Raw genomic sequence first — 23,417 nt, forward strand, 5'->3', positions numbered from 1 at the left:
GGCTACGAAGCGGGATGCGCGCGCAATTGCGCGACGAAGTTCCTGAGTTCGCTGTTGCCCGCGTCCGTAATCGCCCAGTAATTCATGCCTTGCGCGTTCCAGTGCGCGACGTGGTAGCCCTGCTGCTCCCGGATGCGCGGCTGCGCGCCCGCGTCACTGCCGGGCCACACGTACAGGTTGATCGGGTGCAGCTTGTAGCGGTAGACCATCACGGCGACCGTGCGCCCGTCCACGTAATCGAGCCGCCCGCCGACGAGCGGATAGCCCTCCTGCGCGAGATCGACCACCGGAGGCGCGAAGTCCAGCTTGCCGTTGAACCATGGCTTGACCGTGTGCCTGTCGGTGGAGATGACATCCGAGAGGTGGTTCACCTGCAGCGAGCGGATATGCGTGTCGACGAGTTCCTGCGTGAGCCGCGCTTCGCTCGACGGCACCGCCAGATACAAGCCGAGGCTCACGCTGAGCGCGACGACGCTCAGCGCCATCGCGCCCATCGCCCCGACCGCGCCGAACGGCGCCCACGCGGACGGCGCGCGGCCGCCCCGCGCGCCGAACCACCCGGCGAGCTTCTCCCACGGCGAGGGCGCGCGCGGCAGCGCGGCTTCGATGCGCATCGCCAGTTCCTTCGGCGCATCGACGCGCAAGCCGGGCTGCCTCAACTGCGCACTCACGTCGCGATGCTGCGCAAAGGCTTCCTGGCACAGCGGGCAGCCGGCGAGATGGCGCTCGAATTCGAGCGCCTCCGACAGGCCGAGTTCCTGATCGATGTAACCCGGCAGCAATGCGGATGCTTGTTCGTGGTCCATCAGTGCTCCTGCTTCGCCGGTCCGAGGAGTTCCGCCAGTTGCTGGCGGCCGCGCGCGATACGCGACATCACCGTGCCGATCGGAATGCCTACGATGGTGGCGATCTCCTTGTACGACATGTTTTCCAGTTCCCGCAGCACGACGACCTCCCGGTATTCCAGCCGCAGGCTGCGCAGCGCGGCGTGAACCCGCTTCACGCTCTCGCTGCGCACGAGCATCGCCTCGGGTCCGTCGTCCCGGTCACCGGCGCCCGCTTCGTGGCCATGCACGTCCTCCTCGAACGTCGTGGTCTCGGCGGCGTGCCCGTGGTTCTGCTGATGCCACGTATAGAACGTGTTGCGCACGATCGCGAGCAGCCACGTGCGGGCATCCTCGCCGCGAAACCCCTCGAAAAACCGGAAGGCGCGCAGATACGCCTCCTGCACCACGTCCTGCGCATCCTGATCATTGCGCGTGAGCCAGCGCGCCACATTGAATGCGGAATTCATGTGCGGCAACACGAGCGTCTCGAAGCGCTGAACAAGGAGTCGGTCGGCCATTCCAGAGTTTTCCCGCTTCCAGAGTTTTCCCGCGATAGTCGCCAATCATGACCGTTGCTACAGAAGACTGCCCCCGGGTCGTTTTTATTCCCTCGTTTTTATTCCCTCGTTCCTGTTCCCCTGCATGGCCTTTGGGCATCGCACATTGTAGCCGTGCTGCGCATGCCGTTCCGGCGCGTCGCATCATGGCCGCCGGGCGCGGCACATTTCATCGGCCGCACGGGAATAAGCGCGGGCGAAGCCCCGTCTACTGGTCGCCACTTCGCGCCGCGGATCACCCGGCGCACTGGCTCCCCGACCCCCACGTGAGGCGCATCATGTCATCAGATCTTCCATCCGATCCTTCGCGCCGCGGCGCATTGAAGTGTCTCGCCTTCGGCGGCGCCGGCACGCTGTTCGTCCTGTCGGGCGGCGTGCTGGCGCCCGTCGACCTGGCGCTCGCCGCGACGGACAAGCGAACGCCGCCGGCATCCGGCGTGCCGCTCTTCCTGCAGATCAGCGACACGCATATCGGCTACAACAAGGAGGCGAACCCGGACGTCGCGGCGACGCTCTCGCAGACCATCGACTTCGTCAACGCGATGCCCGTGCGGCCCGCGCTGACGATCCACACAGGCGACATCACGCACCTGTCGAAGCCCGAGGAATTCGACCACGCGGCGGCGCTCCTCGCGGCCCTGAAAATCACCGAACTCCATACCGTGCCCGGCGAACACGACGTGACCGACGGCCCCGGCGCGGAGTACTTCAGACGTTTCGGCCGCGCGTCGGACAACCGGGGCTACTACAGCTTCGACCATGACGGCGTTCACTTCGTCGCGCTCGTGAACGTGATGCATTTCAAGCAGAACGGGCTGGGCAGCCTGGGCGACGACCAGCTCGCGTGGCTCGCAGCCGACCTGAAGGGCCGCTCGTCGAGCACGCCGGTCGTCGTCTTCGCGCACATGCCGCTGTGGACGATCTACGAGCCGTGGGGCTGGGGCACCGGCGACGCCGGCCAAGCAATGAGCCAGTTGAAGCGTTTCGGCTCGGTCACGGTATTGAACGGGCATATCCACCAGATCGTGTCGAAGGTGGAAGGCAACATCACGTTCCACACGGCGCGCTCGACGGCCTTTCCGCAGCCGCTTGCCGGCAACGGACCCGGCCCGATGCCGCTCACCGTGCCGAGTGAGCGGCTGCCCGCGATGCTCGGCGTGACGAGCGTCGCGATCACGCGTCACCCGCTGAAGGCGACGCTCACCGACTCGACGCTCGCCTGAGCGCCGGCTGCCCTTCATCGACCCGGAGCACACTCATGTCAACCATCATGTCAATGCATGTCCCCGTTCGCGCCTTCATGCTTCGCCTCGTCGCGGGCGCGCTCATCGCGGCGTCGGCTTCCGGATTCTGTGCCGACGCGCAGGAAAATGGCGTCGTCATGGTGAAGAACTTCATGTTCTCGCCGATGTCCCTCACGATCAAGGCCGGCTCCGCCGTGACGTGGAAGAACCTGGACGGCGAGCCGCATACGATCGTCGACGACGCCGGCCTCTTCCGTTCCGCCGCACTCGACCAGAACGACACCTACAAGCACACGTTCGACAAGCCGGGCGTCTACAACGTCTTCTGCGGCATCCACCCGAACATGAAGGAGACGATCACCGTCCGGTAGGCGGGCCGGCTAGCGGCCGGCGTTTTCGGGCAGCGGCTCGAACGTGCGCACGAAGTTTTCGAAGCCTTCGATCGGCAGCGGGCGGCAGAAGTAATAGCCCTGGTAGGCGTGGCATCCCGCGTCGGCGAGGAAGTCGCGCTGCGCCTCGGTCTCCACGCCCTCCGCGATGACGCCGAGCCCGAGGCTCTGCGCAAGCGCGACGATGGTCTTGGCGATGGTGGCGTCGTTGGGGTCGTCGAGCACGTCGTGCACGAACGACTGGTCGATCTTCAACTGGTCGAGCGGCAGGCGCTTCAGATAGGAAAGCGACGAGTAGCCGATGCCGAAGTCGTCCAGTGAAAACACGACGCCGCGGGCCTTGAGCGCGCTCATCTTCTCGATGATGTCCTGCACGTTGTCGACGAGCACGCTCTCGGTCAGTTCCAGCTTCAGCCGGTTCGCGGTGGCGCCGGTCCGGCCGATCACGGCAAGCACCTTCGCCGCGAAGTCGGGTTCGCGCAACTGCTGGGCGCTCACGTTCACCGCGATCGTGAGGTCGGCCATTTCCGGCCGCGTCGCCCAGCGCGCGAGTTGCGCGCAGGCGGTCTCCAGCACCCAGCTTCCGATCGGAAGGATCAGCCCGGTTTCCTCGGCGACCGGAATGAAGTCGGCGGGCGGCACGATGCCGCGCTGCGGATGCTGCCAGCGCAGCAGCGCCTCGGCGCCCGTCACGCGCTCGCCGCCGTCCACCTGCGCCTGGTAGTAGAGCAGGAACTGATTTTCCTCGATGGCGCGGCGCAGGTCGGCTTCGAGCGCGGCGCGTTCCAGCACGACGGTCTGCATGGCGGGGTCGAAGAAACAGAGCGCATTGCGCCCTCTTTCCTTCGACTTGTACATCGCGAGATCGGCCTGCTTGAGCAATTCGTCGATCGAAGTCTGATGCCCCCTGAACACGGTCGCGCCGATGCTCGCGCTGCTGCGGTATTCGACGTCGTCCAGCTGATACGCGTTGCCGAGCACCGCGAGAATCTTCTCGCCGACCGCTTCGATCTCGATGGCGGCCTCCTGCCGGCTCTCGCCGAGGCTTCCCAGCACGACGACGAACTCGTCGCCGCCCACGCGCGCGACGGTGTCGCTCTCGCGCACGCTGGCTGCAAGACGCTGCGCCACTTCCTGCAGCAGCCGGTCGCCCTTGTCGTGGCCGAGCGTGTCGTTCAGCGTCTTGAAGTGGTCGAGGTCGATGAAGAGCAGCGCGCCGCATGCGCCGCTGCGCGCGCTGACCGTGATCGCCTGCTTCAGCCGGTCGAGCAGGAGCGAGCGATTGGGCAGGCGCGTCAGCGCATCGAAGAAGGCCAGCTCCTTGATGCGTTCTTCCGCGATCTTGCGCTCGGTGATGTCGTGATGCGTGCCCACATAGTGGCTCACCACGCCGTCCTCGCCCCGCACCGCCGAGATCGTGAGCCACTTCGGATACACCTCGCCGTTCTTGCGGCGGTCCCAGATTTCGCCCTGCCAGCCGCCCGCGCGATGAATCGTGTCCCACATCTCGCGAAAGAACGCCGCATCGTGGCGGCCCGAGCGCAGCAGGCGCGGCGTCTGCCCGACCACTTCATCGGGCGCGTAGCCGGTGCACTCGGTGAACGCCGAGTTCACTCGCAGGATCGTGCTGTTCGCGTCCGTCACCATCATCGGTTCCAGAGAATCGAATGCGACCGCGGCGATGCGCAGCTCGGCCTCGAGCCGCTTGCGCTCGGTAATGTCCCGTCCGCTCGTGCGAAAGCCCGTGAAGGAGCCTCTGGAATTGGTGATCGGTCCCCACGACACCGAGAACCAGACAATCGATCCGTCCTTGCGCACGCACCGGAATTCGAGGTCGTCGCCGCGCAGTCCGTGCAGCCCTTTCAGGAACACCGGCGCGACGCGGGCCATGTCTTCGGGATAGACGAGCGTGCCCGCGAAGTCCTGCATCGCCATGCATTCGTCCACGGTGTAGCCGGTATATTCCTCGACGGACGGATTGATCCAGCGCGGCTTGCCGTCCGGTCCCCACCACACTTCCCAGTTCACCGTGCAGTCGGCGATCGCGCGGAATTTCTCCTCGTTCTCGCGCAACTCCTTGGTCATCGTGGAAGCAAGATGCATGGCGCGGCTGCGGCCGGTGATCATCAGCCAGGCAAGCAGCGCGAGCAGCAGGCTCAGGCCGACACCGGTTCCCGCGATCAGCTCCTGGGCGTTGCCGCCGAAGCGGGACGCGAAGCCGTTGCGCGCGCTCATCGAAAGCGTCCAGTTGTGGCCGGCGACCACCAGGTACTCGTTGGCGGAAATTCCGCCGCCCCGCAGCTCGAGTTCGTGCTGCCCGTCGTGCCCGTCCTTGCCGGACGAGCGATAGAGCAGCGCCTTGGGCGACGGCTCTACGCCGTCGTAGATGGCGAGCGCGAGCCCGGGCGAGCGCTCGCCGTAGAGACTCGCGATGACGTCGTGCATCCGGAACGATGCATAGACCCAGCCGATCAGGTGCGTGCGGCGCTCTGCGACCGTGTCGAGCGGCTTGCCACGCGCGTAGATCGGCAGGTACATGATGAACCCGGGCCGCGCGTCGGCCTCGGCGTCCACCGCGAGCCGCACCTTGCCGGATACCGCCGCCATGCCCGAGTCGCGCGCGCGCTCCATCGCGAGCCGCCGCGCCGGATCGGCCCAGGCGTCGAAACCGAGGTTCGTGCGGTTGCGCCCGATGAACGGCTCGCGCTGGATGATCGGCGCGTAGTTCTCGCGCGGGCCGCCGGGCTGGATCGCGTAGCTGCCGAGGCCCATCCGGCGCATCGCCGCGACATGAAGCTCCTTCTGCGGCGCCGGGACCCACTTGACCACGCCGATCGCCTGGATGCCGGAAAAATTCGCATCGAGATTGAGCGAGCCGACGTAGTCGCGAAAGCTCTCGCGGAAATCCTCGCGGTTCATCGCGTCAGTGGCGGCAAACAGGCTCTGCACGCCGCGCAGCATCAGCTCGTAGGTCGACATGCGCTGCTCGACCCGGCTCACGGCGTCGCCGAGCGAGAAATTGAACTGCGCGAGCAGTTCGTTGCGGGAGGCCTGCCGCTCGTGATCCCACACGACCCAGGTCACGCCGAGCGCGGCGCACAGGATCAGGATCGGCAGCAGGATCAGCCGGGCCCAGCTCACGGCGTCGACTGGAAATCGACCATGGAACGCGCAAGGTCGGGTCTGAAGTACTTTTCGAAGATGCGGCGCACCGAGCCGTCGGCGCGCATTTCGTTCACGAGCGCGCGCCACTTCGCCTGCTCCGCCGCGGCCAGCGCCTTCTTCGACATGATGAGCCCGTGCGGCACCGCCGGGTCGTTGAATTCGATGATGGTGGTGAGGTCGCGGATATGCCTTTCATCGAGCGCCGGATAGTCGAACGGCTCGATGATCATGCCCTGGATGCGCCGCAGGACGAGCGCCTGATAGAGCGGGTCGAGGCCGCCCGCGAGACTCGTGCGGTTCGCCGCGGCGAGCGTGTCGACCAGCCGGTTCGCCGAGTCGCTGTAGCGGAAGCTGCGGATGATGCCGAGCTGGAACTGGTCGTTGTGCTCGAAATCGGCAAGCTGGCTGATGCCCGCGTCCTTGCGCACCAGCAAATAGTATTTGTTGCTGAAGTACCAGGCGAACGAGGCGTACTGCAGGCGCTCGTCGTTGGCGATGCCCGAGAGGCTGAAGTCGAGCGCGCCCGATTCGATCAGCTGCCAGATGCGCGCGCGCGACATGAGGCTCACGCTCACCTTGCAGCCGCTGCGGCGGATGAGCTCTTCGGCGAAGTCCTTGTCGATGCCCGTGTCGGTATCCGCGGAATAGAGCAGCCCGTGATCGTGCAGCGCGAGCGTGAACGGACGCGAGCAGTCGGGTCCCGCTGCGAACGCGCGTCCGAGGCAGCATAGCGCGAGCAGCAGGCCGCCAAGACCGTGTCGGATCACAGTGTCTCCATGGAGTGAAAGCGGTTAGAAAGCGGCTTCTTTATATCGGCTGTCTTGGGGGCGCTTTGGATTGCTTCGGGTTGCCCGGGCTGTCATTCGGCTTCGCACGCGCGATCATACAGGCAAGTCGGTCGCGCATCGCATTTCGGTTGCGTCCGCGCAGGGGCGATCAGCGCAACGACGACCGATTCACACGGGCTCCATACGCGTTGTCGGCAGCACGGCGCGCTTCTTGAGGGGCGGGCGGCAATATTTTGCCGCGGCCGCGCGTGCCTGCCCGCGCGTGGCTCGCGCCCAGGGCATGAATCACGCGCGTGCGGATCAATGCGGAACCGCCGGGGCCACCAGATCGCGCAGGTCGTCCATGTCGAATGGCTTCGCCAGAATCGTCACGCCCAGATGCTTCGCGCGCTCCAGCTCGTCGGCGTAGCCCGTCATCAGCACGACCTTCTGCGACGGCAGCCGCTGCATGATCTGCTCGGCCAGATCGATGCCGTTCATGCGCCCGGGCATCTGGATGTCGGAGAGGACGAGATCGAAACCGTAGCCCTGCCCGAGCAGCTCGAACGCGGCGTCGGCGCTGGATTCGTGATGCACCGCGCAGCCGAACACTTCCAGCACCGCGGCGACGCCCGCCGCCACGTCGCCGTTGTCCTCCACGAGCAGCACCGACGCGCCGCGCGCGCCGTGCTCCGTCTCTTCGACCGGCAACGGCGCTTCGGCCGGTTCATGCACGATCTCGATCTCCGGCTCGCGCTGCGGCACCTGTGGCACCTGCTGTACCTGTGGCGAGGGCGGATGATGGCGCGGCAGATAGAGCCGCACCGTCGTGCCCGCCCCGGCGACGCTCGTGATGCGCGCCGTGCCGCCGGCCTGCTCGCACGCGGCGAGCACCTGCGCGAGCCCGAGGCCCGTGCCCGCGCCGCGCACCTTGGTCGTGAAGAGCGGCTCGAACGCGCGCTGGCGCACGGCGTCGCTCATGCCCTCGCCGTTGTCGGATATCGATATCAGCACGTACTCGCCGTTGGGCAGCTCGCTTTCGCCCGCGCTCACGCGCACGTTCTGGCAGCGGATCACGAGGCGCCCGCCGCGCGGCATGGCATCGCTCGCGTTGACGGCGATATTGACGATGGCAAGCTCGAGCTCGACCGGGTCCGCCATCACGAACCACAGGTCCGGCGACAGTTCCACCGACACGACCACATGCGAGCGCACCGAAGACCGCACGAGTTCGGTGATGCCGGTCAGCCAGGCGCCGGGATTGATGAGTTCCTGCTTGAGCGGCTGCTTGCGCGCGACGCTCATCAGCCGCCGCGCGAGAGACTCGGCGCCCGCCGTCGCGCGCTCGACGGCGAGCACTTCGCTCTCGACATCGTTGAAGTTCTTGCGCCGCGCGAGTTCCATGTTCGACGCGACCACCATCAGGAGGTTGTTGAAGTCGTGCGCGACATTCGCGACCAGATTGCCGAGCGCGCCCATGCGCCGCAACTGCCGGCTCGACGCCTCGATCGACAGGCGCATCGCCACCTCGGCCTGCCAGCGCTCCCATGCGGCCTCTTCGGCGTTCAGGCGGCGGATGGAGAACGCGACGAGCAGCCACACCACCACGCACGGCACGAGTGCGAACGCGGCGATCAGGAGGCAGTGATGCCACCATTGCTGAAAGATCGACGGCATGGCGTAGCCGCTCGCGACGTAGAGCGGATAGTCGCCCACCCGCCGGAAGGCGAGCAGCTTCTCGACGTTGTCGATCGTCGAGGTCATGCGCATGCGGCCGTACAGTTCGTTGTTGCGAAACGCGTTGGTGAACGGCGTGTTGCCGGCGGCCGCCTGCGCATCCGCGGGCGCACCCGGATAGCGCACCAGCACGCCGCCGTCGCGGCGGTAGAGGCCGATCGTGAGCGCGGGGTCGCCGCCCGTCAGCTCGCGATAGAAATTCGAGAAGTAGTCGCGCTTGAGCGCGATCGACACGACCCCGAGGAACCGGCCCCCTAACGAAAGGCGTCCCATGGTCGTCGTGAAGACGTCGGACTGGCCGACCCTGCCGCGCAGCGGCTGCGAAAAATACGTGATGGGCGCGATGGCGCGGGCCGAGCGGAAGTCGTCGCGCTCCGCAATCGACACATGCGGGGAAGGAAAATAGCGGCTGCTCGCAAGCAGGTCGCCGTCCACGCCGAAAAGCGAAATCGCGGCCACCTGCGGATAGCCGCCGCCTATCTCGTCGAGCGTGCGATGCAGCGTGTCTTCGCGGCTTCTGATGTTCGCGTCGTCGTTGTCGGCGAGCAGATCGACGATGCGCGTCTCGAGCTGCTGGTTGAGGTCCATCACCTTGAGCGCGTGCTCGTCGGCGACGCGCGTCATGCGCTCGACCATCTCGTCCGCGGCCGCGACGCGCCGCTCGAAGTCGTAGTAAGCGTAAGCGACGAGACACACGAGCGGAATCAGGATCGACGCGACGAGCACGACCAGCAGCACCCGGCGCGTCGCAGCGAAATTGCGCGACGGCAACGGCAGGTCGAAGTTCGCGGTCTCAGTGGAATTCAAGCGTCCAGCCTCGGTGATGTCGAGTCGATATCGTAACCGGCGCGCGCGCCTCGGCATAGGTCACGCCGGGCGTGGAATTCTCATGCATTCGGGGGCGTTGCGTCAATCGGCATCGGCAGGCGGGCGCGGGCCAGCTCGTGCGGATGCGCTGTAAGGCGGCACGCGCGGGCGGCCGCCTCTTTCGGGAGGCTTCGGGAGACTACTGGCCCTTGGCGTCGGTGCTGACGTTCGCGCCGGGGTGGACCGTGGTATCCGTCGCCGATTTTCTCGGCGCCTGCTTGTGCGGCTTTGGCGAGTGGCTGCTCATTGCGCCCGAGGCGGGATCGCCGCCGGCTGTGGGGCCCGCCGTCGCCGCACCGTGAGCGTTGCCGCCGCCCGTTCCGCCCTGCCCGCCCGTGCTGCCGCCGCCGCCGCCCGCCTGTGCCAGCGCGCTCGTGCATGCCAGGGCCAGCAACGTCGATAGAAGCAGCCTGTCTGCCTGTTTCATGGTTCCTCCACGATTCTGGTGTGTGATCGCAAGCGCTCCGGCACGGATTCGAAATCATGTTCGTGCGGCCGCTTCGTTTCACAATCAGCAAGCGACGTGCCGCGCAACCGGCAGCGCGCCTTGCGTGGAAGATGGAATGCCTCGTTCGCTTTTCTGTTGCCCCATGGTCGCGCCCACCCGCCCGCTTACGCACGCCACTCGTCATGAGGCGTGACGGGCAGTGCGCGTTTGTGGCGCGTCGCATCGTGGAAACGGAAGATGGTCGTATAGACCTCGTCGCTCACGCGCTTGCCTTCGAGGAAGTCGTCGATGTCCTCGTAGGCGATGCCGTAGCTGTCCTCATCCGGACGCTGCGGCGTCAATGTCTCGAGGTCCGCCGTCGGCACTTTCTGGTAGGTTTCGGCGCCTGCGCCGAGTGCCTTCGCGAGCGCGCGCACACGGCGCTTGTTCAGGCCGTAGAGCGGCAGGACGTCCGCGCCGCCGTCGCCGTATTTCGTGAAGAAGCCCATCACCGATTCCGCCGCGTGATCCGTGCCGATCACCACGCCCGCGCGCGCGCTCGCCGCCGCGTACTGCGCGATCATCCGCTGCCGCGCCTTGATGTTGCCGTGCACGAAGTCGCGATGCTTCGCGTCGATGTATTGCGCGCCCGCCGTGTGCAGCGAATCGAGCATCGCATCGGCGGCGGGCTTCACGTTGACGACGAGCGTCTCGTCGGGCGCGATGAACTCGAGCGCGCGCTGCGCGTCCGCTTCGTCTTGCTGCTCGCCGTAGGGCAGCCGCATCGCGATGAAGCGCGCATCCACGCCGCGCCCGCGCAGGCGCTCGACGGCAAGCTGCGCGAGCCGTCCGGCCGTCGAAGAATCGACACCGCCGCTGATGCCGAGCACGTAGCTGCGCAGCTTCTGCGCCTCCAGATAATCCGCGAGAAACGCGATGCGGCGCTCGCGCTCCGCGTCGAGATCGAAGCCGGGCGTCACGCGCAATTCCTCGATGATCGCGCGTTGCCGCGCTTCGCGGGCTTGATGGTCGGGCTGCGGTGAATTCATGTCGGCACCTCTCGCGGGACGTCGAAGCGAATCGAAGGAATGCGCGCGCGGCGCGCCCACGGGCTGATCTTACGCGCCGTCGCGCGGGGGTGCGCTGCCGGACGGGCGCCGCAAGCACCATGACGCCCGCGCGCGAGCGGGGCTGCGCTCGAACCCGGCCGCGATCGCGGCGGCGTCGCCATGCCGCCCGCGCGAGCGGGCCTGCGGGGCACCCGGCGTGGCTCGTGCCCCTCTATGCGATGCCGCCCGCGCGAGCGGGCCTGTGCGCCGCAAGTGCCGTGCCGCGCGCAGGCGAGCCCGCTTGCGCCCTTCAGCCCGCCATTTCCCGCTCGGGCGTCGCCGAGATTTGATGAATGGCGAGGTCCGCGCCGTTGAACTCGTCCTCGCGGTCGAGCCGCAGGCCCACCGTCAGCTTGATCACGCCGTACACGGCGGTGCCGCCCGCGAGCGCGAGCACGATCGTCGCGGCCGTGCCCGCCACCTGCGCGCCGATCGACACCCCGCCGATGCCGCCCAGCCACTTCTGCCCGAAGATGCCCGCGGCGATCCCGCCCCACGCGCCGCACAGGCCGTGCAGAGGCCAGACGCCGAGGACGTCGTCGATGCGCCACCGGTTCTGCACACAGGTGAACATCTGCACGAACAGCACCCCGGCCACGCCGCCCACGACGAGCGCGCCGAGCGGATGCATCACGTCCGACCCCGCGCACACCGCGACGAGACCCGCCAGCGGCCCGTTGTAGGTGAAGCCCGGATCGTTGCGGCCGGCGAACCACGCGGCGAGCGTGCCGCCGACCATCGCCATCAGCGAGTTCACGGCGACGAGGCCGCTGATCTTGTCGACCGTCTGCGCACTCATCACGTTGAAGCCGAACCAGCCGACCGCCAGCACCCACGCGCCGAGCGCGAGAAACGGAATGCTCGACGGCGGGTGCGCCGCGATGCGGCCGTCCTTGTTATAGCGCCCGTGGCGCGCACCGAGCAGCAGCACCGCCGGCAGCGCGATCCAGCCGCCGAACGCGTGCACCACGACCGAGCCCGCGAAATCGTGGAACGGCGCGTCGAAGAGGTGTCGCAGAAGCGCCTGGATGCCGAAGCGCTCGTTCCACGCCGCGCCTTCCAGCACAGGATAGATGAATCCGACGATCACGAAGGTCGCGAATAGCTGCGGATTGAATTTCGAGCGCTCCGCGACGCCGCCCGACACGATCGCCGGGATCGCGGCCGCGAACGTCAGCAGGAAGAAGAAGCGCACGAGCGCGTAGCCGTTGTTCTGCGAGAGCACGTCGGCGCCGTGCAGGAACTGCACGCCGTACGCGATGTTGTAGCCGATGAAGAAGTACGCGAGCGTCGACACCGAGAAATCGACCAGTATCTTGACGAGCGCGTTGACCTGGTTTTCGCGGCGCACGGTGCCGAGTTCGAGGAAGGCGAATCCTGCGTGCATCGCGAGCACCATGGCGGCGCCCAGCAGGAGGAATAGCGTGTCGGTTCCGGATTGAAGTGCCTGCATGTTCGACGATTGGGCAAAAAAGCGGCCTGTTTTGCAAGATCCGGACCAAGCATGGTGCTTATCGCATCGAATCGGTGCGTGGCGGGCATTCGAAGCGGATTTCGTGGTGCGCGATGCGCCGCGCTGGACGCATGCGCGACGCCTCAGAATGGTGCGATGCCCGTTATTGCGGCATGAATGCACCTGTTATGGTCCTTTTATTACGGATCGCCTTCTTCGACGCTTCCACTCATTGCAGACCGGGGCGCGCGTATATTTGTTGCAATGTCCCAGCGCGAGGAGAACACCGATGTCCGACGCGCCTCCGCCTTGCTCCGTGACGCGTTTCGGCGAGCACGTCCGGCTCGAACGGCACCCGCTCGACGCCCGCGTCGCGACCGTCGTCCTCGACCGGCCCGCGCGCCGCAACGCCGTGGACCGCCCGGTCGCCGAGGCTCTGCGGACCGCCTTCGAATCCTTCGACGCCGACGCATCGCTGCACGCCGCCGTGTTGTGGGGTGCGGGCGGCACGTTCTGCGCGGGCGCCGATCTCTCCGCCCTCGACGACGACGCCCGCCGCAACGAGATCCACCCCGACGGCAGCGGCCCGGGCCCGATGGGCCCCACGCGCATGCTTGCGGCCAAGCCGGTGATCGCGGCGATCGCCGGGCACGCGGTCGCGGGCGGCCTCGAACTCGCGGCGTGGTGCGACCTGCGGGTGGTCGAGGAGGACGCGGTGCTCGGCGCGTTCTGCCGCCGCTTCGGCGTGCCCCTGATCGACGGGGGCACGGTGCGGCTGCCGAGACTGATCGGCCTGTCGCGGGCGCTCGACCTGATCCTCACCGGCCGCCCCGTCGATGCCGCCGAGGCGCTCGCCATCGGCCTCGCCAACCGGGTCGTGCCGCGCGGCAGCTCGCGTGCCGCGGCCGAAACGCTCGCGTGCGGGCTGGCCGCGCTGCCGCAGGCGGCGCTGCGCGCCGACCGGCGCTCGGCGTACGACAACGCGTTCCTGCCCGATCTCGCCGACGCCCTGCGCCGCGAAGGCGCGGGCGGCTACGCGTCGGTATTCGGCGAAGGTCTCGCCGGGGCGGCGCGCTTCGCGGCGGGAGCCGGACGACATGGCGCGCCTGACTGAAGGTAACGGCGGCAACGGCGGCAACGGCGGCCACGCGCGACGGCCGTTCGCCAAGGCGGCTTTCAATTCGGTCAAACGCCGACTAAGGTTTCTTTGGAACGCGGCGTGCGCGCCGCGGCCGGTGTCAGGTCATCGTTGGAAGGGCAGCATGGACTCGGTGTTCGAAAATCGCGCCGAGGCGGGCCGCGCGCTCGCCGCATTGCTCGGCGCCTACAGCGGCCGCGACGACGTGATCGTGCTCGCGCTGCCGCGCGGCGGCGTGCCGGTGGCGTTCGAAGTGGCGCGCGAGCTCGCCGCCGACCTCGACGTGCTCGTCGTGAGGAAGCTTGGCGTGCCGGTGCAGCCGGAACTGGCGATGGGCGCGATCGCGTCGGGCGGCGCCTTCTACCTCGACGAGACCATCGTCCGGTATGCGGGCGTCGCGCGGGCGGAACTGACCGCCGTGATCGCGCACGAGCAGGCCGAGCTTGCGCGCCGCGAAGCGCTCTATCGCGGCGCGCGGCCGCCGCTCGATGTGGAAAACCGCGTGGCGATCGTCGTCGACGACGGCATGGCGACCGGCGCGACCATGAAGGCCGCCGCGATGGCGCTGCGCGACAAGAAGCCGTCGCGCATCGTCGCCGCCTTGCCGGTCGCGCCAGCCGATTCGGATGCGCGCATCGAAAGCGTCGTCGACGAGTTCATCTGCGTGCAGCGGCCCTACAGCTATTTTGGCGTCGGCCAGTTCTACGTCGACTTCACGCAGACGAGCGACGAAGAAGTGTTCGACCTGCTTCGCCAGGCGCGCGAAGCCAGCGAGGCGCGCAGGCGGCGCGGCGGCGGGTAGTCGCGCAATTTCCGCCTGCGCAAACGCGCCGAAGCGAACGCAGCGGCGCCGCAGTTCAGCGCGCCAGAGCCGCGTCCTGCAAGGCATCCCTGATCCAGCCGCCGAACGCGTCCATCGTCGCCTGCGTGCGCGCGGGCAGGTGGCGGTCGCGCGGATAGAGGATCGACAGCTCGGGCGCGTCCGTGTCCCACTCCGTCAGCACGCGCGCGAGCGTGCCGTCGCGCAGCCCGGGCGCCGCGATGAAGCACAGCGTCTGCGCGATGCCCGCCCCTGATGCGGCCAGCTGCACGCGGGCTTCCGCGTCGCCGACGGAGATCACGCTCGGCGGATAGACCTCGGTTCTCGCGCCGTCGGCCTCGAACTCCCAGGCGAGGCTCGCGCCGGACTGCGGCAGCAGGAAATCGATCAGCCGGTGCGCGGCGAGATCGTTCGGCTCGCGCGGCACGCCCGCGTCGCGCAGATAGGCGGGCGACGCGACCGTCACGCGGCGCGGACGGCCGAGCGGCCGCAGGACGAGATCCTGGTCCTCCAGCCCGCCGATGCGTATCGCGAAATCGATGCCCTCGCGCACGAAATCGGCGCGGCCGTCGCTCAGCATCAGCTCGACGTGGATGCCCGGATGGCGCGCGAGCCATTCGGGCAGCCGCGGCAGCAGGATCGTGCGCGCAACCGCCGTATTCGCGCTCACGCGCACGCGCCCGGCGAGCGCCTCGCGCGAGCCCGCAAGCGACGCCTCGATGTCGTCGAGTTCGCCGAGCACGCGGCGGCACACCTCGAAGTAGCGCGTGCCGGCCTGCGTCGGCGCGACGGCGCGGGTCGTGCGCGCGAGCAGCCGCACGCCGAGCGCTTCCTCCAGCCGGGCCATGCGCTCCGTCGCGTTCGACGACGACATCGCGAGCGATCGTGCCGCGCGCCCGAAAGACCCCGTCTCGACGATCCGCACGAAAAGCCGCATGGCCGCCAGTTGATCGATGCGCATCGGATTACTCGTTCTGAGCGAAGAAAGAGTTCGGATTGTACGCTCTGGACGAGCAGCCTTCCGGCTCTTATCGTTGACGAACCGCCGTTGAACCGTTCAAAAGGAGCTGCACTCATGGAATACCGCATTCTCGGCCGCTCAGGCCTCTTCGTGTCGCGTCTGACCCTCGGCGCCATGACCTTCGGCGCCGGCACCGGCATGTGGGGCAACATCGCCGGGCTGGATCGCGCGGGGGCCACGCGGCTCGTCGCGCATGCCGTCGATCAGGGCGTGAACCTGATCGACACCGCCGACGTGTATTCGCAGGGCCAGTCGGAGGAAGTGACCGGACAGGCGCTCGCGGAGCTCGGCCTCGACGAAACCCGCATGCTCGTCGCGACCAAGGTGCGCCTGCGCACCGGCCCGGGGCCGAATCAGGTCGGGCTCGGGCGCTCGCACATCATCCGCTCGGTGGAGGCGAGCCTGAAGCGCATCGGGCGCGATCACATCGACCTTTTGCAGGTTCACAATCGCGACCCGCTCACGCCGCTCGACGAAACGCTGCGCGCGCTCGACGATCTCGTGCGCCAGGGCAAGGTCCGCCACGTGGGCGCGTGCAATTTCACCGCGGCCGACCTCGAACGCGCGCACGGCATCACGTCGCACGCGCACTGGGCGCCGCTCGTGAGCAATCAGGTCTATTACTCGCTCGCGGCGCGCGACATCGAGGACGAAATCGCCGCGGTCGCGCGCCAGAACGGCGTTTCGCTGACGATCTGGAGCCCGCTCTCGGGCGGCTACCTGAGCGGCAAGTACACGGCGCAGGGCGGTCAGGCGGCTGCGGGGCGGCGCACCAGCTTCAACTTCCCGCCGATCGATCCCGCGAAGGTCGATCCGATCGTGCTGGAGCTGCGCTCGATTGCCGAAGCGCTCGGCGCAACGGCCGCGCAGGTCGCGCTCGCGTGGCTGCTCGCGCGCGACGAGGTGGGCGCGGTGATCGTCGGCGCACGCTCGGAGGAGCAACTTACCGCGAACCTGAAGGCGGCCGACGTCGTGCTGCAGCCGGAGCACCGCGAGCGGCTCGAACGCGTGTCACAGCGGCAGAAGCCCTATCCGTACTGGATGCAGCAGCGTCACGATCAGGACCGCGTGCTGCCCTGACGTACGCTCCACGAAGCGCCTGCCCGCCCCTGTCGGCGCCCCGTCAGCGCGCGGTGTCGGGCGCCGCCGCGGGCCAGCTGTTCTCGTCGGCGCACAGGGCCACCGGCATGCGTTTCGCCCAGCCCTCGGTCTGGAGCATCGGCTCGTCGTAGAAGCGCTCGACGTGCCCGACGCACAGGATCGCGACCGGCTTCGCGCCGGCGGGCATGCCGAGGAGGCGCTGCACCTCGCCGACGTCGAAAAGCGACACCCAGCCGAGCCCGAGCCCTTCGGCGCGGGCCGCGAGCCAGAGGTTCTGGATTGCGCACGCGACCGACGCGAGGTCCATCTCCGGCATTGTGCGGCGGCCGAAGATGTGCCGCTCGCGGTTTTCCATCAGGCCCGCGACCAGCACTTCGCCGCAGTCCAGAATGCCCTGCACCTTGAGCCGCATGAACTCGTCGCCGCGTTCGTTCAGGGCTTGCGCCGTGGCCAGGCGCTCCTTTTCGACGATCCCGTGCAGCGCGACGCGAAGCGCGCGGTCGGTCACGCGCACGAAGCGCCACGGCTGCATGAAGCCGACGCTCGGGCCGTGGTGCGCGGCGTCCAGCAGGCGCGCAAGCTGCTCGGGCGCAACGGGCGCGGCGGTGAAATGACGCATGTCGCGCCGCTCGTAGATCGCGCGGTAGACGGCAGCGATTTCGGCGTCGGAAAAACGGTGGGGGGTCGGATCGGTCATGGGGCCGTCGTGGTGAGGTAGCGTCGTGATGTCGGTCTTGCGCAATATATACGCACGCCGCTTTCGCGTGGCAACACGATCGGATCGAACGACGGCCCTTCCCCCTGCCTGCCCGGAAACCCGCGCGGGGGCTCCCGGGCAAATCGCCCGCTCATGCGCCAACCTGCGCGCCGCGCGCCTCTTTCATCGCGCGGCAGATCTGCTCGACGTGCCGGTGATCCGTGCCGCAGCAGCCGCCCACCACCGTCATGCGCGGCAGCAACCCGCGCAGCGCGCCGTACTGCCGGCCGAGTTCGCCGGGATCGCCGTCGTCGAGATCGGGCGCTTCGTCGAGTTCCGCGTGGCTGCGCCGCGACGCATTCGCCCGCAGGCCGCGAATCCGCGCGAGCCATTCGCCGCCTCCGCGCAGGACGCCGTCGAAGTGGGTCGGATGCGCGCAGTTGATCAGGTAGTAGACCGCGTAGGCACCGGTGTCGGCGTCGGTCCGCTCGACCGCGTGCTGCAGCGTGTCGCCCGAGGGCAGGCGGCCGTCCGTCTCCAGCGTGAACGCAACCGCGACCGGCATCCCGCACGCCTTCGCCGCCTGCACGACGCCGATGCCCTCCTCCGCGTAATTGATCGTGAAGGCTGCGACCATGTCGGCGTCGGTCGCGGCGAACGTCTCGATCTGCGGTGCGTGGTAAGCGCGTGCTTCATCGGCGCTCATGCGGGCGTCGACCCGGTAGCCGTCCCCGCGCGGCCCGAGGTTGCCGCTGATCACGATCGGCGTCGCGGGCGTCTCGTACTCGTCGCGAATGCGCACGAGCAGGCTGATCGCCTTGCGGTTCGCGTCCGCGAGCGCCGCATCCGAGTAACCGAGCTTGCGCGCCCAGTCCGGATTGGCCCGCCAGGTGGGCGCCTCCAGCACGAGGCCGACGTTTTCGCCGCGCGCCATCTCGGCATAGCGCCGGAAATAGCCTTCGAGCTGCGCGGTGCCCGCCTCGTCCTTCAGCAGGTCGAACGCGGCGAAGTACGGCAGGTCGAGCTTCTGATGAAAGATCAGGGTGGTTTCGAGGCCGCCGTCCGTCATGAACAGCTGGTCGTTCAGTTGCGGCAGGTGCTTGCGGTATTTGCTCATGGTCGTGCTCCTTCAGGGACGTGCTTGGGGACGTGCTTATTGACGTGCTTGTGGACGTGCTCATGAACGCGGCTTCGAGACATCGCGGAACAGCAGCATGTCGACGATACGGGCCGATGCGCCCGGATAGAAGCCCGCCTCGGCGCTGAAATCGGGCGGATTGTGGAAGGTGCCGAACAGCATGTCGAAGACCGGCAGGTCGCCGTAATTGCCCGCATGCAGGTCGCGGGCGTGATGCCTCGAATGGCTCTCCGGACGCTGCACGATGTAGCCGAGCCAGCGCGGCGTGCGGATGTTGGCGTGCTGAAACACCGAGAGGAACGTCGTGATCAGCAGCACCAGCGTGACCGCCTGCGGCGTGAAGCCGGCGAGCGTCATGCTCAGGCTGAAGAGCACCGTGCAGCCGATCATGTCGAGCGGGCTGAACCAGAACGCGCCGAAGGTATCGAGGCGCTCGGCGCTGTGATGCATCTGGTGGAAGGTGCGCCACAGCGCACCCCACGTGTGCATCGCGCGGTGCCACCCGTACACGAGCGCCTGGTAGACGAAAAGACCGATACCCGCGCCGCCCCAGGTGCCGGCGGCGCTCAGGTCGAAGAGCCGCAGGCTCGCCAGGTGCTCGGCCCATGCGAGCGGCAGATACGATGAAAGAAGGAAATAAAACATAAAGGCAAAGAGGCCCCGCAGCCGCCACCCCTTCACGGCCGGCAGCCGGCGCGCGGGCGCGAGGGCCTCCCAGCACACCAGCGCGCCGTACAGCGCGAAGACGCAGAGCGACACGGGATCGGTGATCAGTTCGACTGGAGTTGGCATGTTCGCCTTCCTTACAGTTTAATAACAAGGGTGTGGGAGTGAAGATACGGTCAACGGCGGCTGACCGCTAAAGCGATTTCGGCAACTAACCGGACGAAACGGCCATGATCAACAAAGCGCCCGTGCGCATCAGCATCCTGGCGATGCCCGAAACCTCCGCGTCGGTGGTGTACGGCATGTACGACATGTTCATGTCGGCGGGGAGGGACTGGAGCCTGATCGTCGAAGGCGCGCCCGGCCCCGCGCCGATCGCGCCGCAGGTGGTGTCTTGCCACGGCAGTTCGTTCGTCGCGGGCAACCACGTGCGCATCACGCCCGATGCGACCCTCGACGCCTGCGCGCAGTCCGATGTCGTCTGCGTGCCCGAGTTGATGGTTCCGCCGGGGGAGCCGCTCGACGGCCGTTTTCGCGAGGAGATCGCGTGCCTGCGCCAATGCCACGCGGACGGCAAGATCCTCGCGACGGCGTGCTCCGGGGCCATCCTGCTCGCGGAGGCGGGCCTCCTCGACGGGCTGGAGGCGACCACGCACTGGGCCTATTGCGACCTGATGACCCGCCGCTACCCGGCGATCAAGGTGCGCAGCCACCGTGCGCTCGTCGCATCGGGCGAAGGCCAGCGCCTCATCATGGCGGGCGGCGGCACGTCGTGGCTCGATCTGGCGCTCTATCTGATCGCGCGGCTCGCGGGCATCGAAACCGCGATGCAGACCGCGCGCATCAACCTGATCGACTGGCACGACATCGGGCAGCAGCCGTTCGCGCGGCTCGCGCGCACGCGGCAGGTGGAGGATGCGGTGATCGCGCGCTGTCAGGCGTGGATCGCCGAGCACTACGCGGAGCCCTCGCCCGTGAGCGCGATGACGCAGTTGAGCGGACTCGCCGAGCGCTCGTTCAAGCGGCGCTTTCAGCACGCGACAGGCATGTCGCCGCTCGCCTATGTGCACACGCTGCGGCTCGAGGAAGCGAAGCAGATGCTCGAATCGGACCGCCAGCCGATCGAGGCGATCGCCAATGAAGTGGGCTACGAAGACGCGGGATTTTTCAGCCGGCTCTTTCGCCGCGAAGTGAGTCTCACGCCGGCGGAATACCGGCGGCGGTTCGGCGCGATGCGCGACGCGCTGCGAACGACAGCGTCATGCGATGCGTCATCCGGGCGCGTTCGAGCGTGAACGGTCAGCGATGCCGCCGCTGCCCCTATTGGCAGAAATATTCGTCGGAGGCCGTGCCAGGCACGTCCGTCGATGCCGCTTCGAATTGACTGTACTTGCGGTACGTCTTGCCGTTAACCGTCACCGTCCCGGCTGACGCGCCCTGCCTTGCGCTCTCGCGGTGCGCATCGACGTTCGTGTTGCTCCAGGCACTCGAACCCGAATGCGCGGATGGCTTCTCGCCGCTTTTGCTCGTGGCTGCAATCGCGTTCGTTACCGGGTTGCCGAACGCGGGCTGCTCCGAAGGCTTCGGCGGCGCATAGCCCCATTTCGACGTGAGCGTATTCATGTCGATCACTTTCGGCGTCCAGCCGACGAGCTTCGGCCCGATCACGAGCGGCGACAGTTCCACCGCGACGATCTGCGGCCCGCGGCGCGCGACCAGCAGGCACTTGCCGCCGTCTCCCGTCCTGAGCGGAACCGCGCCGCCGAGCGGAAGGAGCGTCAGCGCGGGCGCGTTGGGCATCGGCTGCTGACCGGACGGGTTGGCCGCCCACATCACCGCTCCCGGCGCAGCTTGCGCGAACACGCGCCCCGCTGCCACGAGCAACAGCATCGAAAACATCAGATGACTCTTCATTCGGCGCCTCGACAGGAAAACGAGGGTTGGCCTTCCGGGGCCATCAACAACAACCAACCCTTGGAAACGAGACAAGGCCGGGTAGACAGCCCTGTCTCTCTGGCGCAAGTTGCCATTGCGCCTGCTACGCCCTACTTCACCAGCGATACTTCGATCCCGTTGCGGGTGACTGGCATCGACTTTACATCGGCGATTTCGTTTGATTCGTTCTTCGCCGGCGCCGGATCAGCCTTCCTGACTTCGGGAGCGCGCTGGGACTTCAGGCTCACTGCAGGGTCGTTCGCCGCGGTGACCGGCAGCCCGAGGCGGGCGCGCACGATCGGATCGCGGTACTTCTCGTCGTCCGACAGTTGCGGGCCGTCGTCGGTCCGCGCAAGGGGCGTGGTCGTGCCCGGACACAGGTGCCCGGTCGCTTCCACCGCGCGGCGATTCGCGTCGCTCTGGCACAGCAGCGCGAGCGCGACGTCGGTGAGACCCATCGCGCGGAATTCGCGCGCATCGAGCCGCCGCACGCACGCCTGATCGACGAGCGTCGTGCCGCCCGTCGCTCCGAAGCCGGTGATCGACAGCCCGAAGCTGGCGGATCCCATGCAGGTGTCGGAGAGCGTCGTCGTGAGCGCGGGCGCGGCGATGCTCGGCGTCGTGTGCACGGAGTAGTTGCTCTGGTTGTAGTCGACGGTCGCGCGCGTGTCGTACGGGCTCGAGCCGGGGCCGGTCGCCGCCTTGTTGGTGGCATCCGTGGCGGTCGCGGCCGGCGTGCCCGCGCCCGTCCCCGCGCCGTTGGACGCGGCCAGGGTCGGCATCGTCACCGACACGTTGACGTTCGACGAGCCCCCCGCCGACGAGGAATTGCCGCCGCGCGCCGACGAGTTGCCGCCGGTCGCGTTCGCGCGTCCGATGCCGCCGACCGAAGACGCGTTCGAGTTGGTCGCGGCCGACGAGGTCGACGAGGTCCCGATGTTGTTCAGGCTCGACCCGCCCCCCTGCCCGATGCCGACGGACGAGGACCCCGAGGTCGAACCGGACGACGAATTGGCGGTCGTGTCGGCATGGGCGGCTTGCGCGGCGCAAAGCAACGCGGCGCAGGCCAGATGTAAAGCGGTCTTGTTCATTGTGGTTCTCCGGAAACGAAAGGGCAGCGCTATGAACAGGCGATCCCTGAACACGATTTAGAGTTGTTATGGATCGGGGGCGAGGCGTTGCGGGTCCGACCCATCGTCGGCCCCGGCGCCGCCTCGTACCCTGCCTCTAGCGCCAGCCGCGGCCGAGCGAACTCCACGCCCTCGCCGCCGCATCGGCGCCCGAGATGCCCGCCGACGACGACGTGCCGTGGCCGTAACCGCCGGCCGTCGACGTGTTGTTGTGGCTCGTGGTCGCGTTGGTCGCGTTGCCCGTTACGTTGAAGCCGCTGCCGGCGATTGCTTGCGCATTGCCGTTTGCCGTGCCGTAGTCGGTTGCGCGGAAGGACCCGAAGCCCGATACCGACGCAGAAGTTTGTCCGCCCGAAGACGACGACGAGCCAGAAGTCGTTATGCTGCCGGCCATCGCAGTGGCCGAGATCAGCGAGAACAGCGCGACGGCAATCACTCTCGTTTTCATGATTTGCATCCCTTACTAAAGTAAAAAGACCTGCTGCTTGTTTTTCTCTACATCGAGGCACTTCCTTACCGGCCAGCCCGCCTCGCCCGCGAATGATGAGCCGGCTTCATCGTGCAGCCGCGCCTAGCGCCAACCGCCGCCGAGCCTGCTCCATGCGTTGGCCGCCGCATCGGCGCCCGACGTGCCGCCCGCCTTCGAGCCGCCGAGCCCGAAGCCGCCGACCGACGACGTATTCGTGTGGCTCGTCGTTGCGTTGGTCGTGTTGCCGGTGCTGCCGAATCCCGAGCCTGCGATCGAGTAAGCATGGCCGTTCGCGGTGCCGGAGTTGGTCGCCGTGAAGTGGCCGCGGCCCGCCGCGCCCGCGCTCGTCGAGCCGCCGGAGGTCGAGCTCGAGCCGGAGCTGGTGCCCGTTGCGAGCGCTGCGCTGCAGGCGAGCGAAAGTACGGCAACTGCGATCAGATTGCGTTTCATGATGAGTCTCCTGATTGTGAAGGCGCGCACTCATCCAGCTGCATCGGCGCCGGTATGCAGCAGGTACGGCAAGAGCGGATTCAGGTCACGGGCTGTGATGCGGCCGCGCGAAGCTTCGACGAAGCGCGCGCAGTGGCAGGATCAGGAGGTGACGGGTGAGGCGACTTGTCAGGGAGTCGCCGGGACTCCGGAGAGCGCGAGGCGCCGGTGCCGGGCATCGATGGCCGATGCTCCCTTGCATTGCGCAGTCGCGAGTTCGGGTGACATGTTCGCGGCGCCCGATGCGCGCACGCGACCAGCATTCATGGAC

Annotated in this window: 22 protein-coding genes; 6 read left to right on the top strand and 16 right to left on the bottom strand. The window is 67.7% G+C overall.

The window, feature by feature from the left end:
- Positions 1-2: 2 nt before the first annotated feature.
- Together BG61_RS09960 and BG61_RS09965 are read right to left on the bottom strand one after the other, a co-directional pair.
- Positions 3-806: an anti-sigma factor family protein gene (locus tag BG61_RS09960; RefSeq protein ID WP_035929930.1), complete on the bottom strand. Its 804-nt coding sequence runs from the start codon at positions 804-806 to the stop codon at positions 3-5.
- The gene (locus BG61_RS09965) at positions 806-1,345 is read right to left on the bottom strand and encodes a sigma-70 family RNA polymerase sigma factor (RefSeq protein ID WP_035929926.1); all 540 of its coding nucleotides are present in this window, start codon (positions 1,343-1,345) and stop codon (positions 806-808) included. Before BG61_RS09965 ends, BG61_RS09960 begins: the two co-directional genes overlap by 1 nt.
- A 317-nt stretch (positions 1,346-1,662) precedes the next feature.
- Between BG61_RS09965 and BG61_RS09970 the strand changes: the two genes are divergently transcribed.
- Positions 1,663-2,607, top strand: a complete 945-nt coding sequence (locus BG61_RS09970) for a metallophosphoesterase family protein (protein WP_035930108.1) — start codon at positions 1,663-1,665, stop codon at positions 2,605-2,607.
- Between the two features lie 77 nt (positions 2,608-2,684).
- Positions 2,685-2,999 (top strand): cupredoxin domain-containing protein, encoded by a 315-nt coding sequence (locus BG61_RS09975; protein ID WP_370818060.1) that lies wholly within the window; start codon positions 2,685-2,687, stop codon positions 2,997-2,999.
- Between the two features lie 9 nt (positions 3,000-3,008).
- Here BG61_RS09975 and BG61_RS09980 read toward each other — a convergent pair whose 3' ends face one another.
- From BG61_RS09980 to BG61_RS10005, 6 genes are all read right to left on the bottom strand, one after another.
- Complete coding sequence (locus BG61_RS09980; RefSeq protein ID WP_035929921.1) at positions 3,009-6,158, bottom strand: bifunctional diguanylate cyclase/phosphodiesterase; 3,150 nt, start codon at positions 6,156-6,158, stop codon at positions 3,009-3,011.
- Positions 6,155-6,949 (bottom strand): substrate-binding periplasmic protein, encoded by a 795-nt coding sequence (locus BG61_RS09985; protein WP_035929918.1) that lies wholly within the window; start codon positions 6,947-6,949, stop codon positions 6,155-6,157. Before BG61_RS09985 ends, BG61_RS09980 begins: the two co-directional genes overlap by 4 nt.
- Before the next feature lie 321 nt (positions 6,950-7,270).
- Positions 7,271-9,493 (bottom strand): hybrid sensor histidine kinase/response regulator, encoded by a 2,223-nt coding sequence (locus BG61_RS09990; protein WP_035929915.1) that lies wholly within the window; start codon positions 9,491-9,493, stop codon positions 7,271-7,273.
- A gap of 199 nt (positions 9,494-9,692) precedes the next feature.
- On the bottom strand, positions 9,693-9,980 hold the full coding sequence (locus BG61_RS09995) for a hypothetical protein (RefSeq protein ID WP_035929913.1): 288 nt from the start codon (positions 9,978-9,980) through the stop codon (positions 9,693-9,695).
- 185 nt (positions 9,981-10,165) lie between these two features.
- Positions 10,166-11,029, bottom strand: coding sequence for an ammonia-dependent NAD(+) synthetase (nadE, locus tag BG61_RS10000; protein ID WP_035929911.1), 864 nt, complete (start codon positions 11,027-11,029; stop codon positions 10,166-10,168).
- Between the two features lie 310 nt (positions 11,030-11,339).
- Positions 11,340-12,542 (bottom strand): ammonium transporter, encoded by a 1,203-nt coding sequence (locus BG61_RS10005; protein WP_035929908.1) that lies wholly within the window; start codon positions 12,540-12,542, stop codon positions 11,340-11,342.
- Positions 12,543-12,831: 289 nt separating this feature from the next.
- Between BG61_RS10005 and BG61_RS10010 the strand changes: the two genes are divergently transcribed.
- Positions 12,832-13,656, top strand: a complete 825-nt coding sequence (locus tag BG61_RS10010) for a crotonase/enoyl-CoA hydratase family protein (protein ID WP_051672404.1) — start codon at positions 12,832-12,834, stop codon at positions 13,654-13,656.
- Positions 13,657-13,804: 148 nt separating this feature from the next.
- A complete protein-coding gene (locus BG61_RS10015) occupies positions 13,805-14,482 on the top strand; it encodes a phosphoribosyltransferase (RefSeq protein WP_035930103.1) in 678 nt (225 codons plus the stop codon).
- Positions 14,483-14,537: 55 nt separating this feature from the next.
- Here the strand turns inward: BG61_RS10015 and BG61_RS10020 are convergent, their stop codons facing one another.
- Complete coding sequence (locus tag BG61_RS10020) at positions 14,538-15,461, bottom strand: LysR family transcriptional regulator (protein WP_081868026.1); 924 nt, start codon at positions 15,459-15,461, stop codon at positions 14,538-14,540.
- A 114-nt stretch (positions 15,462-15,575) separates the two neighbouring features.
- Between BG61_RS10020 and BG61_RS10025 the strand changes: the two genes are divergently transcribed.
- Positions 15,576-16,601 (top strand): aldo/keto reductase, encoded by a 1,026-nt coding sequence (locus BG61_RS10025; RefSeq protein WP_035929905.1) that lies wholly within the window; start codon positions 15,576-15,578, stop codon positions 16,599-16,601.
- A 43-nt stretch (positions 16,602-16,644) separates the two neighbouring features.
- Here BG61_RS10025 and bluB read toward each other — a convergent pair whose 3' ends face one another.
- From bluB to BG61_RS10040, 3 genes are all read right to left on the bottom strand, one after another.
- Positions 16,645-17,319: a 5,6-dimethylbenzimidazole synthase gene (gene bluB / locus BG61_RS10030; protein ID WP_035929903.1), complete on the bottom strand. Its 675-nt coding sequence runs from the start codon at positions 17,317-17,319 to the stop codon at positions 16,645-16,647.
- Positions 17,320-17,470: 151 nt separating this feature from the next.
- Positions 17,471-18,436: a homocysteine S-methyltransferase family protein gene (locus BG61_RS10035; protein ID WP_035929900.1), complete on the bottom strand. Its 966-nt coding sequence runs from the start codon at positions 18,434-18,436 to the stop codon at positions 17,471-17,473.
- 60 nt (positions 18,437-18,496) lie between these two features.
- Positions 18,497-19,249 carry a sterol desaturase family protein gene (locus tag BG61_RS10040; protein WP_035929898.1) on the bottom strand — a complete coding sequence of 251 codons (753 nt, stop codon included), beginning with the start codon at positions 19,247-19,249 and terminating at the stop codon, positions 18,497-18,499.
- Positions 19,250-19,353: 104 nt separating this feature from the next.
- On the opposite strand from BG61_RS10040, the gene BG61_RS10045 reads away from it, so the two are divergent.
- Positions 19,354-20,418, top strand: a complete 1,065-nt coding sequence (locus tag BG61_RS10045; RefSeq protein WP_035929895.1) for a GlxA family transcriptional regulator — start codon at positions 19,354-19,356, stop codon at positions 20,416-20,418.
- 25 nt (positions 20,419-20,443) lie between these two features.
- Here the strand turns inward: BG61_RS10045 and BG61_RS10050 are convergent, their stop codons facing one another.
- The 4 genes from BG61_RS10050 to BG61_RS10065 all read right to left on the bottom strand — a co-directional run bounded on the left by BG61_RS10050 (position 20,444) and on the right by BG61_RS10065 (position 23,107).
- The gene (locus BG61_RS10050; RefSeq protein WP_035929893.1) at positions 20,444-21,037 is read right to left on the bottom strand and encodes a hypothetical protein; all 594 of its coding nucleotides are present in this window, start codon (positions 21,035-21,037) and stop codon (positions 20,444-20,446) included.
- Positions 21,038-21,168: 131 nt separating this feature from the next.
- The gene (locus tag BG61_RS10055) at positions 21,169-22,149 is read right to left on the bottom strand and encodes a hypothetical protein (protein ID WP_035929890.1); all 981 of its coding nucleotides are present in this window, start codon (positions 22,147-22,149) and stop codon (positions 21,169-21,171) included.
- Between the two features lie 136 nt (positions 22,150-22,285).
- Positions 22,286-22,645, bottom strand: a complete 360-nt coding sequence (locus BG61_RS10060; protein WP_035929887.1) for a hypothetical protein — start codon at positions 22,643-22,645, stop codon at positions 22,286-22,288.
- A gap of 114 nt (positions 22,646-22,759) precedes the next feature.
- A complete protein-coding gene (locus BG61_RS10065) occupies positions 22,760-23,107 on the bottom strand; it encodes a hypothetical protein (protein WP_035929884.1) in 348 nt (115 codons plus the stop codon).
- Between the last annotated feature and the right edge of the window lie 310 nt (positions 23,108-23,417).

This window comes from Caballeronia glathei (assembly GCF_000698595.1).
Classification (GTDB): domain Bacteria; phylum Pseudomonadota; class Gammaproteobacteria; order Burkholderiales; family Burkholderiaceae; genus Caballeronia; species Caballeronia glathei.

Coding starts and splice junctions, on each gene's coding strand:
- BG61_RS09960 (WP_035929930.1), bottom strand. CDS start 806: ATGGACCACGAACAAGCATCCGCATTGCTGCCGGGTTACATCGATCAG.
- BG61_RS09965 (WP_035929926.1), bottom strand. CDS start 1,345: ATGGCCGACCGACTCCTTGTTCAGCGCTTCGAGACGCTCGTGTTGCCG.
- BG61_RS09970 (WP_035930108.1), top strand. CDS start 1,663: ATGTCATCAGATCTTCCATCCGATCCTTCGCGCCGCGGCGCATTGAAG.
- BG61_RS09975 (WP_370818060.1), top strand. CDS start 2,685: ATGCTTCGCCTCGTCGCGGGCGCGCTCATCGCGGCGTCGGCTTCCGGA.
- BG61_RS09995 (WP_035929913.1), bottom strand. CDS start 9,980: ATGAAACAGGCAGACAGGCTGCTTCTATCGACGTTGCTGGCCCTGGCA.
- nadE (WP_035929911.1), bottom strand. CDS start 11,029: ATGAATTCACCGCAGCCCGACCATCAAGCCCGCGAAGCGCGGCAACGC.
- BG61_RS10005 (WP_035929908.1), bottom strand. CDS start 12,542: ATGCAGGCACTTCAATCCGGAACCGACACGCTATTCCTCCTGCTGGGC.
- BG61_RS10010 (WP_051672404.1), top strand. CDS start 12,832: ATGTCCGACGCGCCTCCGCCTTGCTCCGTGACGCGTTTCGGCGAGCAC.
- BG61_RS10015 (WP_035930103.1), top strand. CDS start 13,805: ATGGACTCGGTGTTCGAAAATCGCGCCGAGGCGGGCCGCGCGCTCGCC.
- BG61_RS10020 (WP_081868026.1), bottom strand. CDS start 15,461: ATGCGCATCGATCAACTGGCGGCCATGCGGCTTTTCGTGCGGATCGTC.
- BG61_RS10025 (WP_035929905.1), top strand. CDS start 15,576: ATGGAATACCGCATTCTCGGCCGCTCAGGCCTCTTCGTGTCGCGTCTG.
- bluB (WP_035929903.1), bottom strand. CDS start 17,319: ATGACCGATCCGACCCCCCACCGTTTTTCCGACGCCGAAATCGCTGCC.
- BG61_RS10035 (WP_035929900.1), bottom strand. CDS start 18,436: ATGAGCAAATACCGCAAGCACCTGCCGCAACTGAACGACCAGCTGTTC.
- BG61_RS10040 (WP_035929898.1), bottom strand. CDS start 19,249: ATGCCAACTCCAGTCGAACTGATCACCGATCCCGTGTCGCTCTGCGTC.
- BG61_RS10045 (WP_035929895.1), top strand. CDS start 19,354: ATGATCAACAAAGCGCCCGTGCGCATCAGCATCCTGGCGATGCCCGAA.
- BG61_RS10050 (WP_035929893.1), bottom strand. CDS start 21,037: ATGAAGAGTCATCTGATGTTTTCGATGCTGTTGCTCGTGGCAGCGGGG.
- BG61_RS10055 (WP_035929890.1), bottom strand. CDS start 22,149: ATGAACAAGACCGCTTTACATCTGGCCTGCGCCGCGTTGCTTTGCGCC.
- BG61_RS10060 (WP_035929887.1), bottom strand. CDS start 22,645: ATGCAAATCATGAAAACGAGAGTGATTGCCGTCGCGCTGTTCTCGCTG.
- BG61_RS10065 (WP_035929884.1), bottom strand. CDS start 23,107: ATGAAACGCAATCTGATCGCAGTTGCCGTACTTTCGCTCGCCTGCAGC.